The sequence below is a fragment of the Kitasatospora sp. NPDC023176 genome, from assembly GCF_055560495.1.
Genome location: NZ_JBVHIP010000004.1, coordinates 303,044 through 326,026, shown reverse-complemented (window position 1 = coordinate 326,026; position 22,983 = coordinate 303,044). Strand labels below are relative to the sequence as shown.

Annotated in this window: 20 protein-coding genes and 2 tRNA genes; 15 read left to right on the top strand and 7 right to left on the bottom strand. The window is 71.6% G+C overall.

Features of this window, described 5'->3' with window-relative positions; all coding sequences use genetic code 11:
- Positions 1 to 597: 597 nt before the first annotated feature.
- Complete coding sequence (locus ACZ3YL_RS09345) at positions 598 to 795, top strand: hypothetical protein (protein WP_188304780.1); 198 nt, start codon at positions 598 to 600, stop codon at positions 793 to 795.
- A gap of 33 nt (positions 796 to 828) precedes the next feature.
- On the opposite strand, the gene ACZ3YL_RS09340 is transcribed toward ACZ3YL_RS09345, so the two are convergent.
- Positions 829 to 1,620: a DUF6348 family protein gene (locus tag ACZ3YL_RS09340; protein WP_188304781.1), complete on the bottom strand. Its 792-nt coding sequence runs from the start codon at positions 1,618 to 1,620 to the stop codon at positions 829 to 831.
- Between the two features lie 190 nt (positions 1,621 to 1,810).
- Here ACZ3YL_RS09340 and ACZ3YL_RS09335 point away from each other — a divergent pair, with 190 nt between their 5' ends.
- Positions 1,811 to 2,368, top strand: coding sequence for a DUF6197 family protein (locus tag ACZ3YL_RS09335; RefSeq protein ID WP_465656398.1), 558 nt, complete (start codon positions 1,811 to 1,813; stop codon positions 2,366 to 2,368).
- 68 nt (positions 2,369 to 2,436) lie between these two features.
- On the opposite strand, the gene ACZ3YL_RS09330 is transcribed toward ACZ3YL_RS09335, so the two are convergent.
- Positions 2,437 to 2,507 (bottom strand) — tRNA-Gly (locus tag ACZ3YL_RS09330).
- Positions 2,508 to 2,677: 170 nt separating this feature from the next.
- Here ACZ3YL_RS09330 and ACZ3YL_RS09325 point away from each other — a divergent pair.
- The 5 genes from ACZ3YL_RS09325 to clpX all read left to right on the top strand — a co-directional run bounded on the left by ACZ3YL_RS09325 (position 2,678) and on the right by clpX (position 7,578).
- A tRNA-Pro gene (locus ACZ3YL_RS09325) sits at positions 2,678 to 2,751 on the top strand.
- Between the two features lie 294 nt (positions 2,752 to 3,045).
- Positions 3,046 to 4,434: a trigger factor gene (gene tig / locus ACZ3YL_RS09320; RefSeq protein ID WP_188304783.1), complete on the top strand. Its 1,389-nt coding sequence runs from the start codon at positions 3,046 to 3,048 to the stop codon at positions 4,432 to 4,434.
- Between the two features lie 270 nt (positions 4,435 to 4,704).
- Positions 4,705 to 5,322, top strand: coding sequence for an ATP-dependent Clp protease proteolytic subunit (locus tag ACZ3YL_RS09315; protein WP_380613737.1), 618 nt, complete (start codon positions 4,705 to 4,707; stop codon positions 5,320 to 5,322).
- 56 nt (positions 5,323 to 5,378) lie between these two features.
- Positions 5,379 to 6,041 carry an ATP-dependent Clp protease proteolytic subunit gene (locus ACZ3YL_RS09310; protein WP_188304784.1) on the top strand — a complete coding sequence of 221 codons (663 nt, stop codon included), beginning with the start codon at positions 5,379 to 5,381 and terminating at the stop codon, positions 6,039 to 6,041.
- A gap of 247 nt (positions 6,042 to 6,288) precedes the next feature.
- Positions 6,289 to 7,578, top strand: coding sequence for an ATP-dependent Clp protease ATP-binding subunit ClpX (gene clpX / locus ACZ3YL_RS09305; protein ID WP_063347569.1), 1,290 nt, complete (start codon positions 6,289 to 6,291; stop codon positions 7,576 to 7,578).
- A gap of 96 nt (positions 7,579 to 7,674) precedes the next feature.
- Here the strand turns inward: clpX and ACZ3YL_RS09300 are convergent, their stop codons facing one another.
- Both ACZ3YL_RS09300 and ACZ3YL_RS09295 read right to left on the bottom strand, forming a co-directional pair.
- Positions 7,675 to 8,454 (bottom strand): hypothetical protein, encoded by a 780-nt coding sequence (locus tag ACZ3YL_RS09300; RefSeq protein ID WP_465656396.1) that lies wholly within the window; start codon positions 8,452 to 8,454, stop codon positions 7,675 to 7,677.
- Positions 8,455 to 8,545: 91 nt separating this feature from the next.
- Positions 8,546 to 9,394 carry a flagellar basal body-associated FliL family protein gene (locus ACZ3YL_RS09295; RefSeq protein WP_188304786.1) on the bottom strand — a complete coding sequence of 283 codons (849 nt, stop codon included), beginning with the start codon at positions 9,392 to 9,394 and terminating at the stop codon, positions 8,546 to 8,548.
- 190 nt (positions 9,395 to 9,584) lie between these two features.
- Between ACZ3YL_RS09295 and ACZ3YL_RS09290 the strand changes: the two genes are divergently transcribed.
- Both ACZ3YL_RS09290 and ACZ3YL_RS09285 read left to right on the top strand, forming a co-directional pair.
- Positions 9,585 to 12,224 (top strand): valine--tRNA ligase, encoded by a 2,640-nt coding sequence (locus ACZ3YL_RS09290; RefSeq protein ID WP_188304787.1) that lies wholly within the window; start codon positions 9,585 to 9,587, stop codon positions 12,222 to 12,224.
- A 322-nt stretch (positions 12,225 to 12,546) separates the two neighbouring features.
- Entirely contained in the window at positions 12,547 to 13,071 is a 525-nt protein-coding gene (locus tag ACZ3YL_RS09285) for a hypothetical protein (RefSeq protein ID WP_465656393.1), read from the top strand.
- A 24-nt stretch (positions 13,072 to 13,095) separates the two neighbouring features.
- Here the strand turns inward: ACZ3YL_RS09285 and ACZ3YL_RS09280 are convergent, their stop codons facing one another.
- The 3 genes from ACZ3YL_RS09280 to ACZ3YL_RS09270 all read right to left on the bottom strand — a co-directional run bounded on the left by ACZ3YL_RS09280 (position 13,096) and on the right by ACZ3YL_RS09270 (position 17,481).
- Entirely contained in the window at positions 13,096 to 14,652 is a 1,557-nt protein-coding gene (locus ACZ3YL_RS09280) for a chitinase (RefSeq protein ID WP_188304789.1), read from the bottom strand.
- A 162-nt stretch (positions 14,653 to 14,814) separates the two neighbouring features.
- A complete protein-coding gene (wecB, locus tag ACZ3YL_RS09275; RefSeq protein WP_465656464.1) occupies positions 14,815 to 15,966 on the bottom strand; it encodes a non-hydrolyzing UDP-N-acetylglucosamine 2-epimerase in 1,152 nt (383 codons plus the stop codon).
- A gap of 81 nt (positions 15,967 to 16,047) precedes the next feature.
- The gene (locus tag ACZ3YL_RS09270) at positions 16,048 to 17,481 is read right to left on the bottom strand and encodes a glycosyltransferase (RefSeq protein ID WP_223242395.1); all 1,434 of its coding nucleotides are present in this window, start codon (positions 17,479 to 17,481) and stop codon (positions 16,048 to 16,050) included.
- Positions 17,482 to 17,690: 209 nt separating this feature from the next.
- On the opposite strand from ACZ3YL_RS09270, the gene folC reads away from it, so the two are divergent.
- The 6 genes from folC to mreD all read left to right on the top strand — a co-directional run bounded on the left by folC (position 17,691) and on the right by mreD (position 22,956).
- The gene (gene folC / locus ACZ3YL_RS09265) at positions 17,691 to 19,082 is read left to right on the top strand and encodes a bifunctional tetrahydrofolate synthase/dihydrofolate synthase (RefSeq protein ID WP_188305454.1); all 1,392 of its coding nucleotides are present in this window, start codon (positions 17,691 to 17,693) and stop codon (positions 19,080 to 19,082) included.
- 1 nt (position 19,083) lies between these two features.
- Positions 19,084 to 19,428, top strand: a complete 345-nt coding sequence (locus ACZ3YL_RS09260; RefSeq protein ID WP_188305455.1) for a DUF4233 domain-containing protein — start codon at positions 19,084 to 19,086, stop codon at positions 19,426 to 19,428.
- 89 nt (positions 19,429 to 19,517) lie between these two features.
- On the top strand, positions 19,518 to 19,931 hold the full coding sequence (gene ndk / locus ACZ3YL_RS09255) for a nucleoside-diphosphate kinase (RefSeq protein ID WP_188305456.1): 414 nt from the start codon (positions 19,518 to 19,520) through the stop codon (positions 19,929 to 19,931).
- Positions 19,932 to 20,248: 317 nt separating this feature from the next.
- Positions 20,249 to 21,274, top strand: a complete 1,026-nt coding sequence (locus tag ACZ3YL_RS09250; RefSeq protein WP_317621116.1) for a rod shape-determining protein — start codon at positions 20,249 to 20,251, stop codon at positions 21,272 to 21,274.
- A gap of 98 nt (positions 21,275 to 21,372) precedes the next feature.
- Positions 21,373 to 22,311, top strand: coding sequence for a rod shape-determining protein MreC (gene mreC / locus ACZ3YL_RS09245; protein ID WP_188305458.1), 939 nt, complete (start codon positions 21,373 to 21,375; stop codon positions 22,309 to 22,311).
- 3 nt (positions 22,312 to 22,314) lie between these two features.
- Positions 22,315 to 22,956, top strand: coding sequence for a rod shape-determining protein MreD (mreD, locus tag ACZ3YL_RS09240; protein ID WP_188305459.1), 642 nt, complete (start codon positions 22,315 to 22,317; stop codon positions 22,954 to 22,956).
- Positions 22,957 to 22,983 lie beyond the last annotated feature (27 nt).

Here is a 22,983-nt window from a genome sequence, read left to right as displayed (position 1 = left end):
TGCGCCACCTCCTTCGTCGGCGGCTGGGCCCTTCTCCCTTTCGGCACCGGCGCGGCCCTTCGGCTCGGGGCGGCTATTCGCCCGCTCGCGGGTGGTCGCCCGCTGCTCGCAGCGGCTCGCCCGCGCCCCGCGCTCGTCAGCACATGCCCTGGCACCTCTGTCAAGCCTGGCAGCTGATCTTCAGCCATATCGGACGCCCCGTCGACTGACCGGATCAGCGGCTTCCGCTCCCCGCTCCCGGGCGTTTCCCGGCCGCTCAGCACCGCCCCGCCGACGATTCGTCAGAACGGCTCCGCTATCGTCCCGGTCGGCGGAAACTCGTCTCGCATCGCAGGATGTCGACGTTGGGCTGACTGTCAGACCTTTACGCAATCGGCACGGTCGACCACACTGAGTCCGGGCGGGACTGTTCAGGATTCGGGGGATTGGGGGCGACACGTGCGGCACGGCAGGCAGCGGTTGGACGCGGGCCCCCTCACCGGCGCTGCGCCGGACGGTCCGCGATTCCGCCTCGGGACCGTCGGACAGGCCGGGGTCCGGCTTCGCAGGTGCCGCCGGGCGGCGGCGCCACGCTATGAAACGAGGAAGTGAGTCCGGGTGGCACTCTCCGTCTCCGCGCTGGTCCTGTTCGCGATCCTGTGCATCATCTTCATCCGGAACAAGCAGCTGAAGATCCCGCACGCGATCGTCGCCGCCCTGTTCGGCTTCATGCTCCACGAGACCACTATGGCGACCTCGATCAACTCCCTGCTGGCCAACCTGGCGCACAGCATCTCCAGCATCACCGGCGGCTGACCGGCCGGGTCGACGGGTGCCCTCCGCCAGGGGCTACCGGCCGGCCCGTCTGGCTTCCCGCCAGCGAGCGAACAGACCCCGGGGGCGGGCCGCCGCCGGGGCCGGGGCACGCACCGGTGCGGGTGCCGCGGCACCCGTCGGCGCGGCCGTGACCGGTGCTGCCCGCTCCGCCGTCAGCAGCACGAACAGCCGCGCCCAGCACAGCCGTTCGCCGCGCGGCCAGTCCAGCGCGCGCAGCGCCGCGGAGGCCGCCTCCGACACCTCGCCGCCCACCCGGACCTCGGCGACGTCGTCGCCCGCCTTCCCGCCCAGGAAGAGCTTCACCCCGACCGGTCCCGCTCCGGTCAACTCCCGGCGCAGCGCCGGTGCCAGCGCCGACAGCACCCGGTGCTCGGCGAGCCAGGCCGCCAGGTGCTCGTTGCCGAAGCCGAACACCGCCGCCGGCCCCTGCACCGCCCGCCAGCCCGGGAGCTCGGGCAGGTCCGGGCGGTCGGCGTGGATCCCGCGCCCGTCCGCCAGTTCGACCAGCACCGAGGCGGTGGTGGTCGCCCACATCTTCACCGCGTTCGCGAGCTTCTCCTCCTCGGTCTTGCCGAGGCCGGCCGCGCAGTCCCACACCACCGGTGCGTCCGCCCGGCCCAGGTGCAGCACGAAGCCGAGGTCCACGTGCCCGGCGCCGTCGTCCCCGGGGTGCTCGCGCACCGCCACCGCCGTGCTGCCCGGACCGCGCACCACCTCGCCGTCCGGATGGAAGTCCTGGCCCAGCCGCGCCATCTCCAGGACCACACAGCGCTGTATGACGGCCAGTCGCTCCTGCGGACGCACCGGGACTCCTCCACCTCGGGAGCGCGGCGCCTGAGGTCGCGCTCGAACTGCGCTCGAACGCCGCCGAGGCTATCGGCCCGACCGCCGTGCGGGAAACCGCGCGGACGCCCCGGTCCTGCGGTCGCGGAAATGTCTGGAATGCCCCACTTTGGGGAGCGGAACCCGAAGGCCGACCGCCCGGAGAAGCCGCATGTCCCGCACCGACACGCCCCCGCCGCCGTACCCGCTCCTGCTCCCCGGGCTGCCGGCCGGCCCGGACGGCTCCGGCCTGGTCGCCGAGATCGAGGCCTACCTCGCCTCGCTGCCCGCCCCCGCGCGCACCCTCGGGCCGTACGTCTGCCGGTACGGCAGCACCCTGCGCCCCTGGCACGCCGGTCACCCGGAGCCCCGGGCCACGCTGCTCGACCGGGCCCTGCGCCGCCCCGCCCGGCCCGTCCCGGTCACCGCCGCGGACCACCTGCGGCTGGCCTCCCGCTACATCGGCGCCCACGGCTGGCTGCAGGGCGCGATGTGGGACGGGGCCGGCCGGGTCTGCCTGCTCGGCGCCCAGGCCGCCGTCCTGGCGTACGGCTACGGCACCCCGGCGACCGTGCGCACCGGCCGGGTCCAGCTGATGGAGGTGCTGCACGCCACCGGCCGCCCGGCGCGCTCCCCGGACGAGTTCAACGACCGCCCCGCCACCCGGGAGGGCGACGTCCACCAGCTGCTCGACCGGGCCGCCGCCCGGGCCGCCCGGCTGGGCCTCTGAACGGCCGCGCGGGGCCCGGGAACGCCGACGGCCCCGGTGCGCTGGGCGCACCGGGGCCGGGCCGGAAGAGCGGGTGACGAGAATCGAACTCGCGTGACTAGTTTGGAAGACTAGGGCTCTACCATTGAGCTACACCCGCGCGAAGCCGCCAGCCGTTGCCGGCCGGAAGTTCGGGAGACAGCGTACCTGGTCCGGCCCCTTCCGTGCACACCGCGTTCCCCGCGCACCCCCTTCCGCCGTGCTCCGGTCGCGCCCCGAATAAGTCGACGAGCCGTACAGGCCCGGCGTGTACGCTTCCTCTCGGCACCACGGGGTGTGGCGCAGTTTGGTAGCGCGTCCGCTTTGGGAGCGGAAGGCCGTCGGTTCGAATCCGGCCACCCCGACAGTGCGGCAGGGTCTCGCCCACCGGGGCGGGGCCCTGTTCTGTTCGGGCGGTACGGTGGCGCCTGGCGTCCGCCTTTCGTGGTACCGGTAGGATGGGGCGCTGGCGGTAGTCCCTGTGGCGTCAACCCAGGTCAACCGCACGAGGGCGAGGAGTCAAGCTCACCGTCCACCCACACGGGAGATGCAGCTCCAACCGCCCATCGCCCGTCTCGTCCGACCCACTCGTTCCGGCTCCGGCCGGGCGTGCGGGGCGGGCGGAGACAACCTGACCGCAAGCCATAGGAGACCAAACCGTGAAGAGCGCCGTCGAGACTCTGAACCCGACCCGGGTTCGACTCACCGTCGAGGTGCCCTTCGAGGAGCTCAAGCCCAGCCTCGACGCGGCGTACAAGAAGATCAACCAGCAGGTCACGGTTCCGGGCTTCCGTAAGGGCAAGATCCCGGCTCGCGTCATCGACCAGCGTTTCGGCCGTGGTGCCGTGCTGGAAGAGGCCGTCAACGACGCCCTGCCGCGCTTCTACACGCAGGCCGTCGACGAGGGCAAGATCGAGGTTCTCGGGCAGCCCGACATCACCAACATCGAGGGTGTCGAGACGATCGCCGATGGTGGCGACCTGAAGTTCACCGCCGAGGTGGACATCCGTCCCGAGGTCACCCTGCCGGAGTTCAGCTCCATCGAGGTGACCGTCGACCCGATCGCCGTCTCCGACGAGGACATCGAGAAGTCGCTGGAGCAGCTGCGCGAGCGCTTCTCCTCGGTCAAGGACGTCGAGCGCGCCGCGGCCGCCGGCGACATCGTGGTCGTCGACCTGATCGCCAAGGTCGACGGTGAGGTGCCGGACGACGGCACCGCCAGCGGCGTCAGCTACGAGATCGGCTCGGGCCGCCTCATCGACGGCATCGACGAGGCCGTGACCGGCCTGTCCGCCGGCGACGAGAAGACCTTCGAGACCGAGCTCAAGGGTGGCACCCAGGCCGGCAAGACCTCCGAGGTCACCGTCACCGTCACGGCCGTCCAGGAGAAGGAGCTGCCGGAGCTGGACGACGAGTTCGCCCAGCTGGCCAGCGAGTTCGACACCCTGGAGGACCTGCGTGCCGACTCCCGCAAGCGCCTGGAGCGCATGAAGGAGTACGACCAGGCCACCCAGGCCCAGGAGAAGGTCCTCGACGCCCTGCTCGCGCTGGTTGAGATCGAGTACCCCGAGAAGCTCCTGAAGGACGAGATCGAGACCCGCAAGCACAACGTCGAGCACCACCAGCTCGAGCCGATGGGCCTGGACCTCGACGCCTACCTGGAGACCCAGGGCAAGACCCGCGAGGAGTGGGACGCGGAGATCGAGGAGCAGGCGAAGAAGGGCATCAAGACCCAGTTCGTCCTGGACCAGATCGTCGCCAACGAGGAGCTGGGTGTTAACCAGGAGGAGCTCACCGAGCACCTCATCCGCCGCGCCGCCGGTTCGGGCCTGACCCCGGACCAGTTCGCCCAGCAGGTCGTCCAGGGCGGCCAGGTTCCGCTGCTGGTCGGCGAGGTCGCCCGCGGCAAGGCGCTGGCCACCGTGGTCGAGGCCGCCAAGGTCGTCGACACCGAGGGCAACGAGATCAACTTCGACGACGAGGACGAGACGGCCGAGACCGTCGAGGCCGCCGCCGAGGACAAGGCCGAGGAGAGCACCGAGGCCTGAGTGCCCCGGTAGCCCCCTGAGGCGCAGCAGCGGGCCCGGACGCCGTACGGTGTCCGGGCCCGCTGTCGTCCCCCCGCACGCGCCCCGCGACCCTGCGCTCACAGCGAACAGTTCTGCGTGAGGGATTCTGTGGCCGGGCCTGCGCGTTAGGGTCCTTGGACAGCAACAATCACAACGTGATACCCGGAAGCTGTGCGACACCGTGAAGGCCGTCGAGCGGCCCTCCAAATCGACTGAGCAGGTGGCTAAGTGACGTTCCCGCAGATGCAGATGCCTGGCCCGATGGCGCCGCACGCCGCCGCTGGTGACGTGCTCGGCGGCCTTGGCGACCAGGTCTACAACCGGCTGCTGGGCGAGCGGATCATCTTCCTCGGCCAGCAGGTCGACGATGACATCGCCAACAAGATCACCGCGCAGCTGCTGCTGCTGGCCGCGGACCCGGACAAGGACATCTTCCTCTACATCAACTCCCCGGGCGGCTCGATCTCGGCGGGCATGGCGATCTACGACACCATGCAGTACATCAAGAACGACGTCGTCACCATCGCGATGGGCATGGCCGCCTCGATGGGCCAGTTCCTGCTGACCGCCGGCGCCAAGGGCAAGCGCTTCTCGCTGCCGAACGCCAACATCCTGATGCACCAGCCCTCCGCGGGCCTCGGCGGCTCCGCCACCGACATCCGCATCCAGGCCGAGCAGCTGCTCCGCACCAAGAAGCGGATGTCCGAGCTGATCGCCTTCCACAGCGGCCAGTCCTTCGAGCAGATCACCCGGGACTCCGACCGCGACCGCTGGTTCACCCCGGAGGAGGCCCTGGAGTACGGCCTCATCGACGCGATCATGCACAGCGCCGCGGACGTCCCCGGCGGCGGCGGCACGGGCGCCTGAGCCTCGGCCCGGCCCACGAGACCACAGCCACAACGCCCCGGAGGACAAGAACCCCCATGAACATCCCCAGCCTGTCGGCCGCCGAGGCCCGCGTCGAGGACATGCGCGCCGAGGGCCGCTACATCGTCCCGCGCTTCGTCGAGCGCACCACGCAGGGCATCCGTGAGTACGACCCGTACGCCAAGCTGTTCGAGGAGCGCATCATCTTCCTCGGCTCGCAGGTCGACGACGTCTCGGCGAACGACATCATGGCGCAGCTGCTGTGCCTGGAGTCGATGGACCCGGACCGCGAGATCCAGATGTACATCAACTCGCCCGGCGGCTCGTTCACGGCCCTGACGGCCATCTACGACACCATGCAGTACGTCAAGCCGGACATCACCACGGTCTGCATGGGCCAGGCGGCCTCCGCCGCGGCCGTGCTGCTCGCCGCCGGCACCCCCGGCAAGCGGATGGCGCTGCCGAACGCCCGCATCCTGATCCACCAGCCGTACACCGAGACCGGCCGCGGCCAGGTGTCCGACCTGGAGATCCAGGCCAAGGAGATCTTCCGGATGCGTGAGCAGCTGGAGCAGATGCTCTCCAAGCACTCCAACAAGTCGGTGGAGCAGGTGCGCGAGGACATCGAGCGCGACAAGATCCTGACCGCCGAGGAGGCCGCCGAGTACGGCCTGGTCGACCAGATCATCTCCACCCGCAAGACCTCGCTGACCTCCTGAGGACGGCACTGTCGGGGCGGGGCGCGCGCCCGGTCGCGCGCCCCGCCCCGACTCGTCGGCGGGCGCTGTCACGGCATCTGTTCGGTATCAATTCGCCCAGGGCGTAGGGCAGACCCGGCGAAGAGGACGGAATCACGGGCCCGGCAGAGTACCGTCGGATAGCGAGACCGAGCGCCGTCGGCGCGGACGGTCCACAGCACCAGGCCCCGGAACCCCTGCGGGGCCCCTGGCGAAGGGGAAGCACCTCGTGGCACGCATCGGAGACGGTGGCGACCTGCTCAAGTGCTCGTTCTGCGGCAAGTCGCAGAAGCAGGTGAAGAAGCTGATCGCCGGCCCAGGCGTGTACATCTGCGACGAGTGCATCGACCTGTGCAACGAGATCATCGAGGAGGAACTCGCCGAGACCTCCGAGGTCCGCTTCGAGGAGCTCCCGAAGCCGCGCGAGATCTACGAGTTCCTGGACCAGTACGTGGTCGGCCAGGACCTCGCCAAGAAGGCGCTGTCGGTGGCCGTCTACAACCACTACAAGCGCGTCCAGGCGGGCGAGGCCGGTCGTAGCGGCGGCAACGGCCGCGAGGACGCGATCGAGCTGGCCAAGTCGAACATCCTGCTGCTGGGCCCCACCGGCTCCGGCAAGACCCTGCTGGCGCAGACCCTGGCCCGGATGCTGAACGTGCCCTTCGCGATCGCGGACGCCACCGCGCTGACCGAGGCCGGCTACGTCGGCGAGGACGTCGAGAACATCCTGCTCAAGCTGATCCAGGCGGCCGACTACGACGTCAAGAAGGCCGAGACCGGGATCATCTACATCGACGAGATCGACAAGGTCGCGCGCAAGAGCGAGAACCCGTCGATCACCCGTGACGTCTCCGGCGAGGGCGTGCAGCAGGCGCTGCTGAAGATCCTGGAGGGCACCACCGCCTCGGTGCCGCCGCAGGGCGGGCGCAAGCACCCGCACCAGGAGTTCATCCAGATCGACACCACCAACGTGCTGTTCATCGTCGGCGGCGCGTTCGCCGGCCTGGAGCGGATCATCGAGGGCCGCGCGGGTGCCAAGGGCATCGGCTTCGGCGCCAACATCCGCTCCAAGCGCGAGTCGGACGCCAGCGACCACTTCCGCCAGGTGATGCCCGAGGACCTGGTGAAGTTCGGCATGATCCCCGAGTTCATCGGCCGCCTGCCGGTGATCACCAGCGTGCACAACCTCGACCGCGAGGCGCTGCTGCAGATCCTCACCGAGCCGAAGAACGCGCTGGTGAAGCAGTACCGCAAGCTCTTCGAACTGGACGGCGTGGAGCTGGAGTTCTCCCGGGACGCGCTGGAGGCGATCGCCGACCAGGCGATCCTGCGCGGCACCGGCGCGCGCGGTCTGCGGGCCATCATGGAGGAGGTGCTGATGTCCGTGATGTACGAGGTGCCCTCGCGTCAGGACGTCGCCCGTGTGGTGGTCACCGGGGACGTCGTCTCCAAGCACGCCATCCCGACCCTCGTCCCGCGCGACATGATCAAGCGCGAGCGTCGCGAGAAGAGCGCCTGACCCGACGGCGGTACCGAGGACGTACGAAAGGGGCCCCGCACCGGATCGGTGCGGGGCCCCTTCGTGTCGGCGGACCGGACGGCCCTGCCGCGCGACCTACTTGGCGACCTCGGCCACCGCGCGCAGGTCGCGGGTGTCGGAGGCGAGCTTGTCCAGGTCGGGCTGGCCGCCGCCGTCGCCCGGCATCTGCATCACGATGACCAGGCTGCTGCTGTCGGCCCAGGCGCACATGCCGACCTTGCTGTCGCTCTCGGTCATCACGCCGCACTCCATGGTGCCGCCCTTGGGGCCCGCGTCCACCGTGTGCCGGTCGGTGACCGTGGCGCCGCCCTTGCCGCCGACCCCGTTGAAGGCCTGGTCCAGCTCCTGCTTGGGCAGCAGGACCTTGCCGTAGGCCCCGGCGACGAGTATCTGCGGGTCCGACTGGGCGTTCTGGTACATCCCGGCCACGCCGGTCGGCTTCCAGTTGCCGTCACCCTGACCGAGGCTGTCGGTCATCGCCTTCTCCATGGCGGAGGTGACCTCGCTGTCGTCGTTGCGGCTGAGGTCCTTGAAGGTGGCCGGCAGGACGATCTTCTGGGTGCCCGCGTTGCTGGTCGCGTTCCAGACGAAGTACGCCAGCGTGCCGCCGCCCAGCAGGATGACGGCGGCGACGGTCCCGAGCACGATCCACAGCGTCCGGCGCGACTTGCGCGGCGGCGGCACGGGCGCGTACCCGCCGTAGCCCGGGTAGCCCGCGGCCTCCGGTCCGCCGGGCGCGGGGTAGCCGGGCGGCGGGGTCTGCGGGGGGACACCGTCGTAGCCGGGGGCGGCCGGCGGCGGCGTCGCCGGGTACCCGGGCTGCGGCGGTTGCCCGTACGGGTTCTGATCGGACATGCGAGGCCCTTTCTGGGACGTCACGCGTGGATGCCGCCGGATGCTCCGGCGGTGGGGTGGTGCGGCAGGAGGCCCCGGGCGTGCGCCCGGACTACTTGGCGACCTTCATGGCGTCGCGGATGGCGCGGGTCTTCTCCGCCGCCTGGTCCGGGGTGACGCCCTGGCCGGTGTCGCCGCCGGTGGTGCTCAGGCTGAGGTGGGTGAAGGTGACCCGGCCGAAGGTGGACTTGTCGGCCCACACGCAGACCGTCGGGCCGGGCTTGCCGGCGATGACGCTGGCCACGCCGCAGCTGAGCTTGCCCGCGGAGGCGTGGCTGTCCTTCGCCGGGTAGTCGGTCATCGGCGTGGTCCAGGTGAGCCCGCCGCTGTCCTTCTTGCTGTCCGAGACGATCTGGTCCGGGTCGTTGATGTCCCCGTAGACGCCGATGACCGACAGCGAGTCCATGTTCTTGACGTCGGTGCCCTTGCCGTAGCTGGCCACCAGCGCGTGCAGGTCCTTGCCGAGCTTCGCGACGTCGGGCTTGCTCATGTCGGCGGCCTCGTCCTTCGCCGACTTCTGGACGTAGCCGTCCAGCAGCGTCTGCGGGGCGGTGAGCTTGTACTGGCCGCCGGCGTCGCTGCCGCCGCCGAGGAACTTCCAGGCGGCGAAACCGCCGCCGCCGAGCACCAGGGCGCCGATGACCAGGCCGATCACCAGTCCGCCCTTGCCCTTCCGCGGCGGGGCCGGGTAGCCGGGCTGGCCGTACGGGCCCTGCGGCGGCGCGCCGTACTGGGGCTGCGGGGCTCCGTAGGGCTGCTGCTGGGGCGGGTACCCGTACTGCGGCTGCGGCGCGCCGTAGGGCTGCTGCGGCGGCTGCCCGCCGTAGGGCGGCTGGCCCCCGTAGGGCTGTCCCTGCGGATACGGCTGACCCTGCGGATACTGCTGTCCCTGGCCGTACATCTGTCCTCGTGCTCCCCCGCCGCACCCGCGGCCGATCTTGGTTTGGCTGGCTCCGTACACGTCCGGTCACCCGGACGAGTGCCCGGGCACGCTACCGCACGCCGCACGTCGTGGGAGCGTCCGGACGGGCCGAGCCCGCGGACCGAAAGCGGTTCGTGACCAGCGCCCCCGGTTACGTAAACTGTGCGTCGTGACCGACACGACGAACCAGCACCCCGTGAGCACCTTTGCCGGGGACGATGCGGCAACCCTCCCGACGACCTACACCCCCGCGGACGTAGAGGGCGAGCTGTACGAGCGCTGGGTGGACCGCGGGTACTTCACCGCGGACGCGACGAGCGACAAGCCCGCGTACACGATCGTCATCCCCCCGCCGAACGTCACCGGTGCCCTGCACCTGGGGCACGCCTTCCAGCACACGCTGATGGACGCCCTGACCCGCCGCAAGCGCATGCAGGGCTTCGAGACGCTCTGGCTGCCCGGCATGGACCACGCCGGCATCGCGACCCAGAACAAGGTCGAGCAGCAGCTCGCCGAGTCCGGCCTCTCCCGCCACGACCTGGGCCGCGAGGCCTTCGTCGAGAAGGTCTGGGACTGGAAGAAGAGCTACGGCGGCCGCATCCTCGGCCAGATGCGCCGCCTCGGCGACGGCGTGGACTGGTCCCGCGAGCGCTTCACCATGGACGAGGGCCTGTCCCAGGCCGTCCAGACCATCTTCAAGCGGCTGTTCGACGACGGCCTGATCTACCGCGCCGAGCGCATCATCAACTGGTGCCCGCGCTGCCTCACCGCGCTGTCCGACATCGAGGTGGAGCACGAGGAGACGCCGGGCGAGCTGGTCTCGATCCGCTACGGCGAGGGCGCGGACTCGATCGTCGTCGCCACCACCCGGGCCGAGACGATGCTGGGCGACACCGCCGTGGCCGTCCACCCGGACGACGAGCGGTACCGGCACCTGGTCGGCCGGACCATCAAGCTGCCGCTGACCGACCGGGAGATCCCGGTCGTCGCGGACGAGCACGTCGACCCGGAGTTCGGCACCGGCGCCGTCAAGGTGACGCCCGCGCACGACCCCAACGACTTCGCCATCGGCCAGCGCCACGGCCTGCCGAACCTGACCGTGATGGACGAGCGCGGCGCGATCACCGTGCACGGCCCCTTCCTCGGCCTGGACCGGATGGAGGCCCGCTCGGCCGTCGTCGGCGCACTGCGCGAGCAGGGCCGGATCGTCGCCGAGAAGCGCCCGTACATGCACGCCGTCGGCCACTGCTCGCGCTGCCACACGGTGGTCGAGCCGCGGCTGTCGCTGCAGTGGTGGGTCAAGGTCGAGCCGCTGGCCAAGGCCGCCGGCGACGCCGTCCGCGACGGCAAGGTGGAGATCCACCCGAAGGAGCTGGAGCGCCGCTACTTCGACTGGGTCGACAACATGTACGACTGGTGCATCTCGCGCCAGCTCTGGTGGGGCCACCGGATCCCGGTCTGGTACGGCCCCGACGGCGAGGTCGTCTGCGTCGGACCGGACGAGCAGCCGCCGACCGGCGAGGGCTGGGTCCAGGACCCGGACGTCCTGGACACCTGGTTCTCCTCCGGCCTGTGGCCGTTCTCCACGCTCGGCTGGCCGGAGAAGACCGCCGACCTGGAGAAGTTCTACCCGACCGACGTCCTGGTGACGGGCCACGACATCATCTTCTTCTGGGTCGCCCGGATGATGATGTTCGGCCTGTACGCGATGGACGGCGAGGCGCCGTTCAAGACCGTCGCGCTGACCGGTCTGGTGCGCGACGAGTTCGGCAAGAAGATGTCGAAGTCCTCCGGCACCGCCGTGGACCCGCTGGACTGGATGGACGCCTACGGCGCCGACGCCGTCCGCTTCACCCTGGCCCGCGGCGCCAACCCGGGCGCCGACGTGCCGATCGGCGAGGACTGGGTCAAGGGCTCGCGCAACTTCTGCAACAAGATCTGGAACGCCACCCGCTTCGCGCTGATGAACGGCGCCACCGTCGAGGGCCCGCTGCCCGCGCCGGAGGAGCTGACCGCGGTCGACCGCTGGATCCTGGCGCGGCTGAACGCCACCGTCGCCGAGGTGGACGCGCTGTACGACGACTACGAGTTCGCCAAGGTCTCGGACGCGCTGTACCACTTCGCCTGGGACGAGGTCTTCGACTGGTACGTCGAGCTCTCCAAGACCACCCTGGCCAAGGGCGGCGCCCAGGCCGACGCCTCGCGCCGGGTGCTCGGCGAGGTCCTGGACGTCACCCTGCGGCTGCTCCACCCGGTCGTCCCGTTCGTCACCGAGGCGCTCTGGACGGCGCTCACCGGCGCCGAGTCGCTGGTCGTCACCGAGTGGCCGAAGGACAGCGGCTACCGCGACGCGGCCGCCGAGTCGGAGATCGCCACGCTGCAGCAGGTGGTCACCGAGGTCCGCCGGTTCCGCTCGGACCAGGGCCTGCAGCCCGCCCAGCGCGTCCCGGCCCAGCTGGAGCTGGCCGGCACCGTGCTGGCCGTCCACGAGGACGCCATCCGTTCGCTGCTGCGGCTGACCGTGCCGGACGAGGGCTTCGCGGCCACCGCCTCGCTGCCGGTGGCCGGCGCCACCGTCGCACTGGACCTCTCCGGCACCATCGACGTCGCGGCGGAGCGCAAGCGCCTCGCCAAGGACCTCGCGGCCGCCGAGAAGGAGAAGGCCCAGACCACCGCCAAGCTCGGCAACGAGGCCTTCCTGGCCAAGGCGCCGGACGAGGTGGTCGCCAAGATCCGCGGTCGCCAGGAGGCCGCCGAGGCCGACATCGCCCGGATCACCGCCCAGCTCGCGGCGCTGCCGCAGGGCTGAGCCCGGATCGCCCCAGGAGGGGCCGCACCCCGCGACGCGCGGAGTGCGGCCCCTCGGCGTTTCCCGGCCCGCCGGCCCCTTCGGCCCCGCCGGCCCCTTCGGCCAATAGGGAAGCCGCTACGCCTAATAGAGCAGCAACATTGCTCCCTTCCGGCGAATATTCATCCCGGACCGGGTGAGGTCCTATTCCGAGCGAATTGATTCCGGTCTTGCCCGCGCGCGTTCGCGGAAGTTTCCAGGTCGGATGTGTACGGTGTGCACGGAGTTTCCGAAGCTGTTTCTGCTGAGCGTTCCTGCTGAGCGACGGACGGGAGGGCACGGCGTGGTGGTGACCGAGGAGTTGGCCCAGGAACTGCCTGCCGAGGCGGTCGAGGAGGCCAAGGCCAGGGCGGCGACGCTGCTGCTCGCCTTCCGGCACGGAAACCAGCTCGCGTTCGACCACGAGCTGGATCTGCTGCTCGCGGAGAACGCCGAGCGGGAGGTGACCACCCTGCTCACCTGGATCGCCGCCGAGGCCGTCCGCAAGGCGTACGCCGCCGAGGTCGGCGACCGGGTGCTGCGGGCGATGGCCCGGCGGGCCCCGGAGGACACCGCCGCCGTCGAGGTGGACGAGGAGACCGCGAACGCCGCCCAGCTGATCGAGGCGGTCGCGGACGGCCGGGTGGCCGAGGTCCGCGGCCTGGTCGCGGCGACGGCGGACACCACCTACCTGCTCGGTGGTCTGCTGCAGGGCGTGGCGATGATGCTGCCGCTGCTGCCCGAGGGCGAACTGGCCGAGATCACCGCCGAGTTGCGCCGCCGGCACGGCGGGGCCGTGCACCTCCCGGAGGCCCGGGCCGGGGTCTGACGACCCGGCCCGGAGCCCGTCCGGTCACGGCATGGCGTGCAGGTGGCCGCCGATGGTGCCGGCGACGGGGTTGCCCGCCCGGGCGTCCCAGTTGGTCGACCAGGTCATCGCCCCGCCGATGCCGGGCCACCTGGCGTCCGGCTGGTAGCTGCCGCAGTGGGTGCCGGAGGCCAGGCAGTCCAGCGCGTTGTTCACCGTGGCCGGGTCGACGTAGCCGCCGCCCGCCGCGCTGGTGGAGGCCGGCACCCCGAGGCCCACCTGGTCGGGCCGCAGCCCGCCCTTGAGTTGGATGCAGGCCAGCCCGGTGAGGAAGTTCTCGGTGCCCTGCGAGTAGACGTTGCCGTCGCAGCCGTTCATCGTGCCGGAGTTGTAGTACTGCATGTTGACGATGGTGAGGATGTCCTTCACAGCCAGCGCCAGCTTGAAGTACTCCGTGCCGGTGGACTGCATGTCGATGGTCTGGGGCGCCATGGTGAGGGTGAATCCGCTGCCGGCCCTCGCCGCCAGGGAATGCAGTGCCTGGCCCAGGTACGTGGAGCTGACGCCGTTCTCCAGGTCGATGTCGATCCCGTCGAAGCCGTAGCTCCGCATCAGCGCCCAGGCGGTGTCGGCGAAGGTGGCGGCGGAGGCCGAGTCGCCCACCCAGACCGTGCCGTTCTGGCCGCCGATGGAGAGCACCACCCGCTTCCCGGCCGCCCGCTTGGCCGCGATGTCGGCCTTGAACTGGGCGTCGGTGTAGCCGCCGAGCTTGGCGGACAGCGCGGGGTCGAGGGTGAAGCCCAGGCCGCCGCGGGTGGCGGTGGCGTCGGCGAAGGAGACCGCGATGATGTCGTAGGCGTCCGGGACGTCGCTGATCCGCTGCACGGTGGCGCCGTTGTCGAAGTCCTGCCAGTAGCCGGTGAGGACGTGCTTGGGCAGGCCGGGCGGCCGGCCGGTGGGCGTGCTGGTGGGCGTGCCGGTCGGGCCGGTGCTGCCGCTGCCGGTGGGAGAGGGGCTGCCGGTGGCCGTCGGGCCGGGGCTCGGGGAGGCCGGGCCGGTCGGGCTCGGCGAGGGCTGCGGCCCGCCGGGCCCGAGCAGTGCGACGTCGTCGGCGAGGAAGGGCGGCTGCCCGTACCAGCCGTGCAGGTAGACCGTGACGCTGGTGGTGTTCGGGCCGGTGGTGAAGCCGGTGCCGAGCTGGGCCCAGCCCGCCGAGCTGGTCCAGGTGCTCGGGTCGGTGCCGCCGGTGCCGCGCGCGCCCAGGTAGACGTACGAGCCCTGCACCCAGGCGCTCAGCGTGTACGTGGAGGAGGGCAGCACGGCGACGGTCTGGGTGCACTCGCCGGTGTCGCCCGCGCCCGGGGTGGACTGCAGGGCGTACCGGCCGGAGTGCGCGGTGGCGCTCTGGACGCCGGCCTCGCCGCAGGTCCAGCCGGTGAGGCTGCCGGTCTCGAAGCCGCCGTTGGTGATCAGGTCGGTGCCGGCGGCGTGCGCGCCGGTGCCGTCGGCCAGGATGAGCCCGCCGAGGCCGAGGACGACGGCGCTCGCTCCGGCGAGCAGGGAGTGGACGGCGCGCGGGCGCCGGTGTCGGGCAGGTGGCATGACTCCATCTCCAGTGGGGGAGGCCCGGCGGCCCTGGGTGGGGGCAGTGCCGTCCGGGGTGTCGATGGTGCGCGTGCGGGAGCTACCGACAACTCAAGTCCCTGTCGGGAAAGGAGACTTGCCTCACAAGGTGGAGTAGACCAATCCGGCTGTCAAGAGGCCCTACGCGGCCAGCGGCACCGCCTCGGCCGCGCCCTGCCCGGCCGCCGCGCCGGCCAGTGCGGCGGTCAGCGCGGCGATCCGGGCCGAGGCGCGGCCGTCGCCGTACGGGCTCGGCGTGGCGGCGAGGCGGACCAGCCGCTCGGGGGTGTCGGACAGCCAGGCGCGGGCCAGCTCGCCCAGCTCCTCCCCGGGCCGCACCAGCGCGGCGAAGCCGGCCTCCACCGCCTCCGGTCGCTCGGTGGAGCGGCGCACCACCAGCAGCGGACGGCCGAGTACGGTGCACTCCTCCTGCACGCCGCCGGAGTCGGAGACCAGCAGCGCGGCGCGGCTCGCCAGACCCAGGAAGTCGCCGTAGCCGACCGGCTCGGTGACGGCCAGGCGCTCCAGCAGAGTGACCAGCCCGAAGCGCTCGACGGCGGCCCGGGTGCGCGGGTGCATCGGGAACAGCACCGGGGTGCCGGCCCGGGCGATCCGGTCCAGCTCGGCGAGCACGGCGCCGAGCGCCTCGGCGGTGTCGGTGTTCTCCGGGCGGTGCACGGTGGCCAGCACGTAGGCGTCCGGGCGCAGCCCGTGGGCGGCGAGCAGTGCGGCGCGGGCGGCCCCGTCCGGCAGCTGCCGGCGGACCACCTCGACGACGGTGTTGCCGGTGAGCTCGATCCGCCCCCGGTCGAGCGACTCGGCGCGCAGGTTGGCGACGTTGTCCTCGGTGGCGGCGCAGAGCAGGTCGGAGACGTGGTCGACCATCACCCGGTTGTGCTCCTCCGGCATCGCCCGGTCGTAGCTGCGCAGCCCGGCCTCGACGTGCACCAGCGGGATCTCCCGGGCGTTGGCGGCCAGCGCCCCGGCCAGGGTGGCGTTGGTGTCGCCCTGGACCACGACGGCGGCGGGGCGGTCCTCGGCGAAGGCGGCGTCCAGCTGGCCGAGCGACTGGGCGATCTGGCCGGCCCGGGGGCGGCCGCCGACGCCGGTGAGCAGCTCCGGCTCCGGCAGGTCGAGGTCGCGCAGGAAGCGGCCGGACATCGCCTCGTCCCAGTGCTGGCCGGTGTGCACCAGGCGGGTGGCGTCGCCGAGTTCGTGGATCAGCGGGGCGAGCTTGACCAGCTCGGGGCGGGTGCCGAGGACGACGGCGACGCTGTTCGGGGGCAGGCACATGCTCATGGGGGCTCCGGGTGACGTGGGGGAGGAGGCGCGGGGGCGGCGGCTCGGAGGCCGGGGGCGAGACGGCCGGGCGGCTCAGGACTCGAGCGCGGTCGGGTCGCCGACGGCGACCTTCTCGGCGTTGCGCCGGGTCTTGGCCCAGCCGTTGCGGCCGAGCACCAGCCGTACGGCGGCCCGGGAGGCGACCACGAAGAGGTGGTAGGCGTAGAGCCAGACCAGGATGCCCCAGAGCAGTCCGGTGAGCCGACTGCGGTCCGGATGGACGAGCCTGCGGTAGGCGAAGCCCCAGAACACCATCGGCACGGTGGCGAGCACGAAGGCGAGCAGCATCCACGGGCCGAACCGGAGCTGGAACTCGGCGGTCTCGGCCGGGAAGAGCACCAGCCCGGCGGTGGTGATGGCGAGCGAGAGCGGGAAGAGCAGCACCAGCAGCACGCAGACCACCGGTTGCAGGAAGGTGTAGAGCACCTCGGCCTTGCCGGACGCCGTGTAGTGCGGTGAGCGCAGCACCCGGCCGGTGTAGCGCAGGCACTGCATGTTGCCCTGGGCCCAGCGGGTGCGCTGGGTGAGGAAGCGGCGCAGCGAGATCAGGCCCTCCTGGGAGACCTGGGCCTCGGTGACGTGGGTGAGCCGCCAGCCGGCCAGGCGCAGGTCGAGGCCGGACTCGTAGTCCTCCAGCAGGGCGCGCTCGGGCCAGGGACGGCCGGCCCGGCCCTCCTCGGCGGTGAGGGTGTCGAGGGCGGCCAGCCGGACGAACTGGCCGTTGCCGCCGAGGCCGACGCTGCCGGTGCGGCGGCGCAGCAGCTGCATGCCGGCGTTGTTGGCCTGGAACTCGACGTCCTGCATCCGGACCAGGGCGCGGGCGAAGGCGTTGGCGGCGCGTCCGCGGCCGGGCAGCGGGCGCTCGTCGTCGGCGTTGCGCATCCGTACGCCGATCTGCACGGCGCCGGTGTCGGGGCGGCCGAGGGCCTTGGGGTTGGAGACCTGGCCGAGGGTGCCGGGGTCGAGCTGTCCGTCGGCGTCGACCACGCCGATCACCACCCGGGAGCGGTCGGTGGAGGCGGGCAGCCAGGCGGAGATCTCGCGGTAGGCGGCGTTGAGCGCGGCGCCCTTGCCGATCCGGGCGTGCGGGCGGCGGCGCTGGACGAGGTGGATCCGCGGGTCGCGGGCGGCGGCGGTGAGGACGAGGTCGCGGGTGGCGTCCTCGCTGTCGTCGTCGATCACCCACAGGTGGGCCTCGGGCGCGACGGCCCGCAGGCCGTCCAGGGTCTGGGTGACCACGGCCTCCTCGTCGCGGCAGGGGATGACCAGGTGCCACTGGAAGGCGGTGGGGTCGCCGGGGGCGGCCGGCCGGTTGTGCCGGAAGGCGTGGCGGGAGCCGGCCCAGTACACGAGGAAGCGTCCGAAGACGAAGGCCATGTAGCCGACGAGCGCCAGGGAGATCAGTCCGGCGAACCAGACGACGGCGTCCTGGCGGAGCACGATCCAGTCGTGCAGGGCGTCGGGCATGGCGCGGTGCTCCTCGTGATCAAAGGTGTGCGGCTCCTTGTGGTTGCGAATCGATGCTTCATTGCGGTTCAAACTCGCCAAAACAATAGTAAAGGGATAAAACTAGATGATCATGGCAAAGCAGGGGCAAAGTGGTCGTTCTCACCCCCGCCGACACCCCCGCCATCACCCCGTGAGGACGGACCGCCGACGCTCCGTAGACTGTGGTCGTGAGCGACAAGGCCGACCCGAATCCGTACACCCTCCGCCCCGCCGACGACAGCACCGGCGACGCCCTGCGCGACGTCGAACTGGAGCTCTCCAAGCGCTGGCCGGAGAACAAGCTGGAGCCCTCGCTCGACCGGATCGAGGCGCTGATGGACATCCTGGGCCAGCCCCAGCGGTCCTTCCCGTCCATCCACATCACCGGCACCAACGGCAAGACCTCCACCGCCCGGATGATCGAGCAGCTGCTCAACACCTTCGAGCTGCGCACCGGCCGCTACACCAGCCCGCACGTGGAGTCCGTCACCGAGCGGATCAGCCTGGACGGCGCCCCGATCAGCCCGGAGCGCTTCGTCGAGGTCTACCGCGACATCGAGCCCTACGTGCAGATGGTCGACGCCGCCCAGCCCGTCCCGATGTCCTTCTTCGAGGTGCTGACCGGCATGGCCTACGCGGCCTTCGCCGACGCCCCGGTGGACGTCGCGGTGGTCGAGGTCGGCATGGGCGGCTCCTGGGACGCCACCAACGTCATCGACTCCGCCGTGGCCGTGATCACCCCGATCGGACTGGACCACACCGACAAGCTCGGCAACACCACCGGCGAGATCGCGGGCGAGAAGTCCGGGATCATCAAGTCCGGCGCCGTCGCCGTGGTCGCCCAGCAGCAGCTGGACGCCGCCCAGGTCATCCTGCGCCGGGCCGTCGAGGTGGACGCCACCGTCGCCCGCGAGGGCATGGAGTTCGGCGTGATCCGCCGTGAGCTCGCCATCGGCGGCCAGCTGGTGACGCTGCGCGGGCTCGGCGGCGAGGAGTACGAGGACGTCTTCATCCCGCTGCACGGCGAGTACCAGGCACACAACGCGGCGCTGGCACTGGCCGCGGTCGAGGCCTTCTTCGGCGTCGGCGGCGTCCGCGGCGGCCAGCTGGACGTCGACAAGATCCGCCAGGGCTTCTCCGGCGTCTCCTCGCCGGGCCGCCTGGAGATCGTCCGCCGCAGCCCCACGATCCTCCTGGACGCCGCGCACAACCCGCACGGCGCCCGGGCCACCGTCGCCGCGATCTCCGAGTCCTTCGGCTTCAGCCGCCTGGTCGGCGTGATCGGCACCTCGGGCGACAAGGACGTGGCCGGCGTGCTGGAGGCCTTCGAGCCGATCCTGGCCGACGTCGTCATCACCCAGAACTCCACCCACCGCGCGATGGACGTGGACGCGCTCGCGGCCCTGGCCGTCGAGATCTTCGGCGAGGACCGGGTCCAGGTCGAGCCCCGGCTCGACGACGCCATCGCCGCGGCCGTCGCCCTGGCCGAGGAGGAGGGCGACCTCGGCGGCGCCGGGGTGCTGGTCACCGGTTCGGTCATCACGGTGGGCGAGGCCCGCCTGCTGCTCGGGAGGAAGTGACATGAGGACGCTCTGCTCCTCGACGCTGATCGGCGAGGCGCTGCTGGTGCTCTTCGCGGCGCTGGTCGCGATGCAGCTCTCCAGCGTCTCGACGGCCACGGTGTGGATCGTCAGCGGCATCGCCATGGCGCTGTGCATCGCGCTCTGCGGCATGATCAACCGCCCCGGCGCGGTGCAGATCGGCTGGGCGCTGCAGATCGGCCTGATCGCCAGCGGTTTCGTGCTGCCGACCATGTTCGGCCTCGGCGTGGTCTTCGCCGGCCTGTGGTGGTGCTCGGTGCACTACGGCCGCAAGGTCGACGAGTTCAAGGCCGCCCGCGCGGCCGCCGAGGCGCAGGCCGCCTGACCGCTCGGGCGGGGTCACCGACCGGTCGTTCACGCAAGGTAACCTCTGCCCCATACCGCATGTCGTACCAAATCCCCAGGAGACGCACCGTGTCCCAGCGCACTCTCGTCCTGCTCAAGCCCGACGCCGTCCGCCGCGGCCTGGCGGGCGAGATCATCAGCCGCATCGAGCGCAAGGCCGGCTGGCAGCTGTCCGCCGTCGAGCTGCGCACCTTCGACCGGGAGACCCTGGAGCACCACTACGCCGAGCACGTCGGCCGCCCGTTCTACGAGCCGCTGCTGGAGTTCATGACCTCCGGCCCGTCGATCGCGATGATCGTCGAGGGCGAGGAGGTCGTGAAGGGCATCCGGATGCTGGCCGGTGCCACCAACCCGCTGGAGGCCGGCTCCGGCACCATCCGCGGCGACTACGCGACCATCACCCGCGAGAACCTGATCCACGCCTCCGACTCCCCGGAGTCCGCCGAGCGCGAGATCAAGATCTTCTTCCCCGCGAACGCCTGACCCGGCGGGCGACACGCCCGGCAGGACGTTCGTACCGCCCCGGTCGGGACCATTGGCCCGGCCGGGGCATTCTTATCGTGAAATAGGGAACTGGGGACGCCGACACGGCGTCCCAATGCTCGGAGAAGCGATCGCGCTCCGGACAATGGACGGTATGCCCCGCGTCGATGTCCGTACCGAGCGGCGTGACTACGATGGACGCGACTCACGGGCCCGGTACGGCAGCTCAGCTGGTCTCCGCCCACGAGTGGGCGCGCATCCGTCCACCCCAAAAGACTCCGAGCCCGGGAAGGCACCCACACCCCATGGCGAGCAACCTGTCGTTCATCGGCCGCGACTTGGCGATCGACCTCGGAACAGCCAACACGCTGGTGTACGTCAGGGGCAAGGGGATCGTCCTCAACGAGCCGTCCGTCGTCGCGGTCAACACCAACACCGGCGGCATCCTCGCGGTCGGCGCCGAGGCCAAGAAGATGATCGGCCGCACGCCGGGCAACATCGTCGCCATCCGCCCGCTCAAGGACGGCGTGATCGCCGACTTCGAGATCACCGAGCGGATGCTGCGCTACTTCATCCTGAAGATCCACCGCCGCCGCTACCTCGCCCGCCCGCGCGTCGTGGTCTGCGTGCCCTCCGGCATCACCGGCGTCGAGCGCCGTGCCGTGATCGAGGCCTCCTCGCAGGCCGGGGCCCGCCAGGTGCACATCATCGAGGAGCCGATGGCCGCCGCGATCGGCGCCGGCCTGCCCGTCCACGAGGCCACCGGCAACATGGTCGTCGACATCGGCGGCGGCACCACCGAAGTCGCCGTCATCTCCCTCGGCGGCATCGTCACCGCCCAGTCCATCCGGGTCGCCGGCGACGAACTGGACAACGCGATCGTCCAGCACATCAAGAAGGAGTACTCCCTCCTCCTCGGCGAACGCAGCGCCGAGCAGATCAAGATGAGCATCGGCAGCGCCTTCGGCATGGAGGGCGAGAAGGACGAGCACGCCGAGATCCGCGGCCGCGACCTGGTCAGCGGTCTGCCCAAGACCGTGGTCATCTCCGCCGCCGAGGTCCGCGCCGCCATCGACGAGCCGGTCAACTCGATCATCGACGCGGTCAAGACCACCCTCGACCAGTGCCCGCCCGAGCTGGCCGGCGACGTCATGGACCGCGGCATCGTGCTCACCGGCGGCGGCGCCCTGCTGCGCGGCCTGGACGAGCGGCTGCGCCGCGAGACCGGCATGCCGATCCACATCGCCGAGAACCCGCTCGACTCCGTCGCGCTCGGCTCCGGCAAGTGCGTCGAGGAGTTCGAGGCGCTCCAGCAGGTACTGGACGCCTCACCGCGCCGTTAGCACCACGACGACACATTCCGACACTCAACTGAACGGGCCGCCGCCCGGGCCCCACAGCCCCGGGCGGCCGCCAGGTACGAAGGGGCAGTACCAGCACCGTGAGGGACACACGAGAGAGTCGGCTGCTGCTCATCCTGCTGGTGGCCGTCGCCTTCGCGCTGATCACCGTGGACATCAAGGGCGGTGAGGACTCCCCGCTCGGACCGGCCCGGCACGCGGCCGCCAGCGCCCTCGGCCCGGTCGAGCGCGGCGCCGCCACCCTGGTGGACCCGGTCGCCAACACCGTCCGCGCCTTCCGCGACGCCGCCACCGACAGCGGCCGCAGCGACCAACTCGCCCGCGAGAACACCGAACTGCGGCAGAAACTCGCCTCCTCCGACATGGCCACCGGGCGCACCAAACAGCTGGACGACCTGCTGCGCACCGCCGGCGCCGGCGGCTACACCGTCAAGGCCGCCCAGGTCATCGCGATCGGCCCGGCCCAGGGCTTCTCCTGGACCATCACCATCGACGCCGGCAGCGACGACGGCCTCACCCGCGACATGACGGTCATCAACGGCCAGGGCCTGGTCGGCCGGATCACCACCGTCGCCCCGACCACCGCCACCGTGCTGCTCGCCTCCGACCCCGGCTTCTCGGCCGGCACCCGGCTGGAGGGCAGCGGCGAGATCGGCTTCGCCGCCGGCGGCGGCGACAGCCCGATGAAGGTCTCCCTGCTCAACGGCAAGGCCCAGGTCAAGGCCGGCGACCGGCTGGTCACCTTCGGCTCGCAGAGCGGCCGCCCCTTCGTGCCCGGCGTCCCGGTCGGCAAGGTCACCGAGGTGCAGGCCAACGCCGGCCAGCTGACCAAGACCGTCCTGGTCGAGCCCTTCGTCCAGTTCACCCGGCTGGACCTGGTCGGGGTGGTGGTCGTGCCGCCGCGCGCCGACCCGCGCGACGCCGTACTGCCGCCCGCCCCCACTCCGGGGCAGGGCCAGGCCCCGGCCGCCCAGCCGCAGACCTCCGCCCCGCCCGCCAAGCCCACTGGGGGGAACTGAGCCATGCGCCTCGCCCGCATCCCCGTCTCCGCCGTGCTGATCCTGCTCGGCCTGATCCTCCAGGTCAGCGTGTTCGGACGGCTCCAGCTGCCGGGAGCCACCCCGGACATACTGCTGCTCGTCGTGGTCGGCCTGGCCATGGTCTACGGCCCGACCGGCGGCTGCCTGGTCGGCTTCTCGGCCGGCCTGCTGGCCGACCTCGCGCCGCCCTCCGACCACGCGATCGGCCGCTACGCGCTGGTGCTCTGCCTGATGGGCTACGCCGCCGGGCTGCTGCGCCCCGAGCACGGCCGCCAGCGCTCCGTCTCCAGCGCGCTGCTGGTGGTCGGCGCCGCGGCGATCGCCTCCACCCTGCTGTACGCGCTGGTCGGCGCCCTGGTCGGCGACACCGCGGCCCGGCACGTCGGCCTCGGCGGCCTGGTGATCAGCGCGCTGCTGTACGACCTGCTGCTGGCCCCCTTCGTGGTGCCGCTGGTGATGCTGCTCGGCCGCCGCTTCGGCCGCGACCCGGTGGCCGCCGCCAGCGACGACGACGAGGGCGGCCCCGGCCTGGGCTCGCTGGCCCGCTACCGGACCACGCGTTCGGTCTCGACCGGGCCGTCCTACAAGAAGCGGCGCATCCCCGGCTTCGCCCGGCGCCCGTAGCCCGTCGGCCCGTCCGGGTTCCCGGAC

Excerpts from the sequence above, each read along its gene's own strand:
- ACZ3YL_RS09335 (WP_465656398.1), top strand. The coding sequence starts at position 1,811 with ATGTCCCGCACCGACACGCCCCCGCCGCCGTACCCGCTCCTGCTCCCC.
- ACZ3YL_RS09260 (WP_188305455.1), top strand. The coding sequence starts at position 19,084 with ATGAGGACGCTCTGCTCCTCGACGCTGATCGGCGAGGCGCTGCTGGTG.
- mreD (WP_188305459.1), top strand. The coding sequence starts at position 22,315 with ATGCGCCTCGCCCGCATCCCCGTCTCCGCCGTGCTGATCCTGCTCGGC.
- ACZ3YL_RS09280 (WP_188304789.1), bottom strand. The coding sequence starts at position 14,652 with ATGCCACCTGCCCGACACCGGCGCCCGCGCGCCGTCCACTCCCTGCTC.
- ACZ3YL_RS09315 (WP_380613737.1), top strand. The coding sequence starts at position 4,705 with ATGCCTGGCCCGATGGCGCCGCACGCCGCCGCTGGTGACGTGCTCGGC.
- ACZ3YL_RS09270 (WP_223242395.1), bottom strand. The coding sequence starts at position 17,481 with ATGCCCGACGCCCTGCACGACTGGATCGTGCTCCGCCAGGACGCCGTC.
- ACZ3YL_RS09295 (WP_188304786.1), bottom strand. The coding sequence starts at position 9,394 with ATGTACGGCCAGGGACAGCAGTATCCGCAGGGTCAGCCGTATCCGCAG.
- wecB (WP_465656464.1), bottom strand. The coding sequence starts at position 15,966 with ATGTGCCTGCCCCCGAACAGCGTCGCCGTCGTCCTCGGCACCCGCCCC.
- ACZ3YL_RS09310 (WP_188304784.1), top strand. The coding sequence starts at position 5,379 with ATGAACATCCCCAGCCTGTCGGCCGCCGAGGCCCGCGTCGAGGACATG.
- ACZ3YL_RS09300 (WP_465656396.1), bottom strand. The coding sequence starts at position 8,454 with ATGTCCGATCAGAACCCGTACGGGCAACCGCCGCAGCCCGGGTACCCG.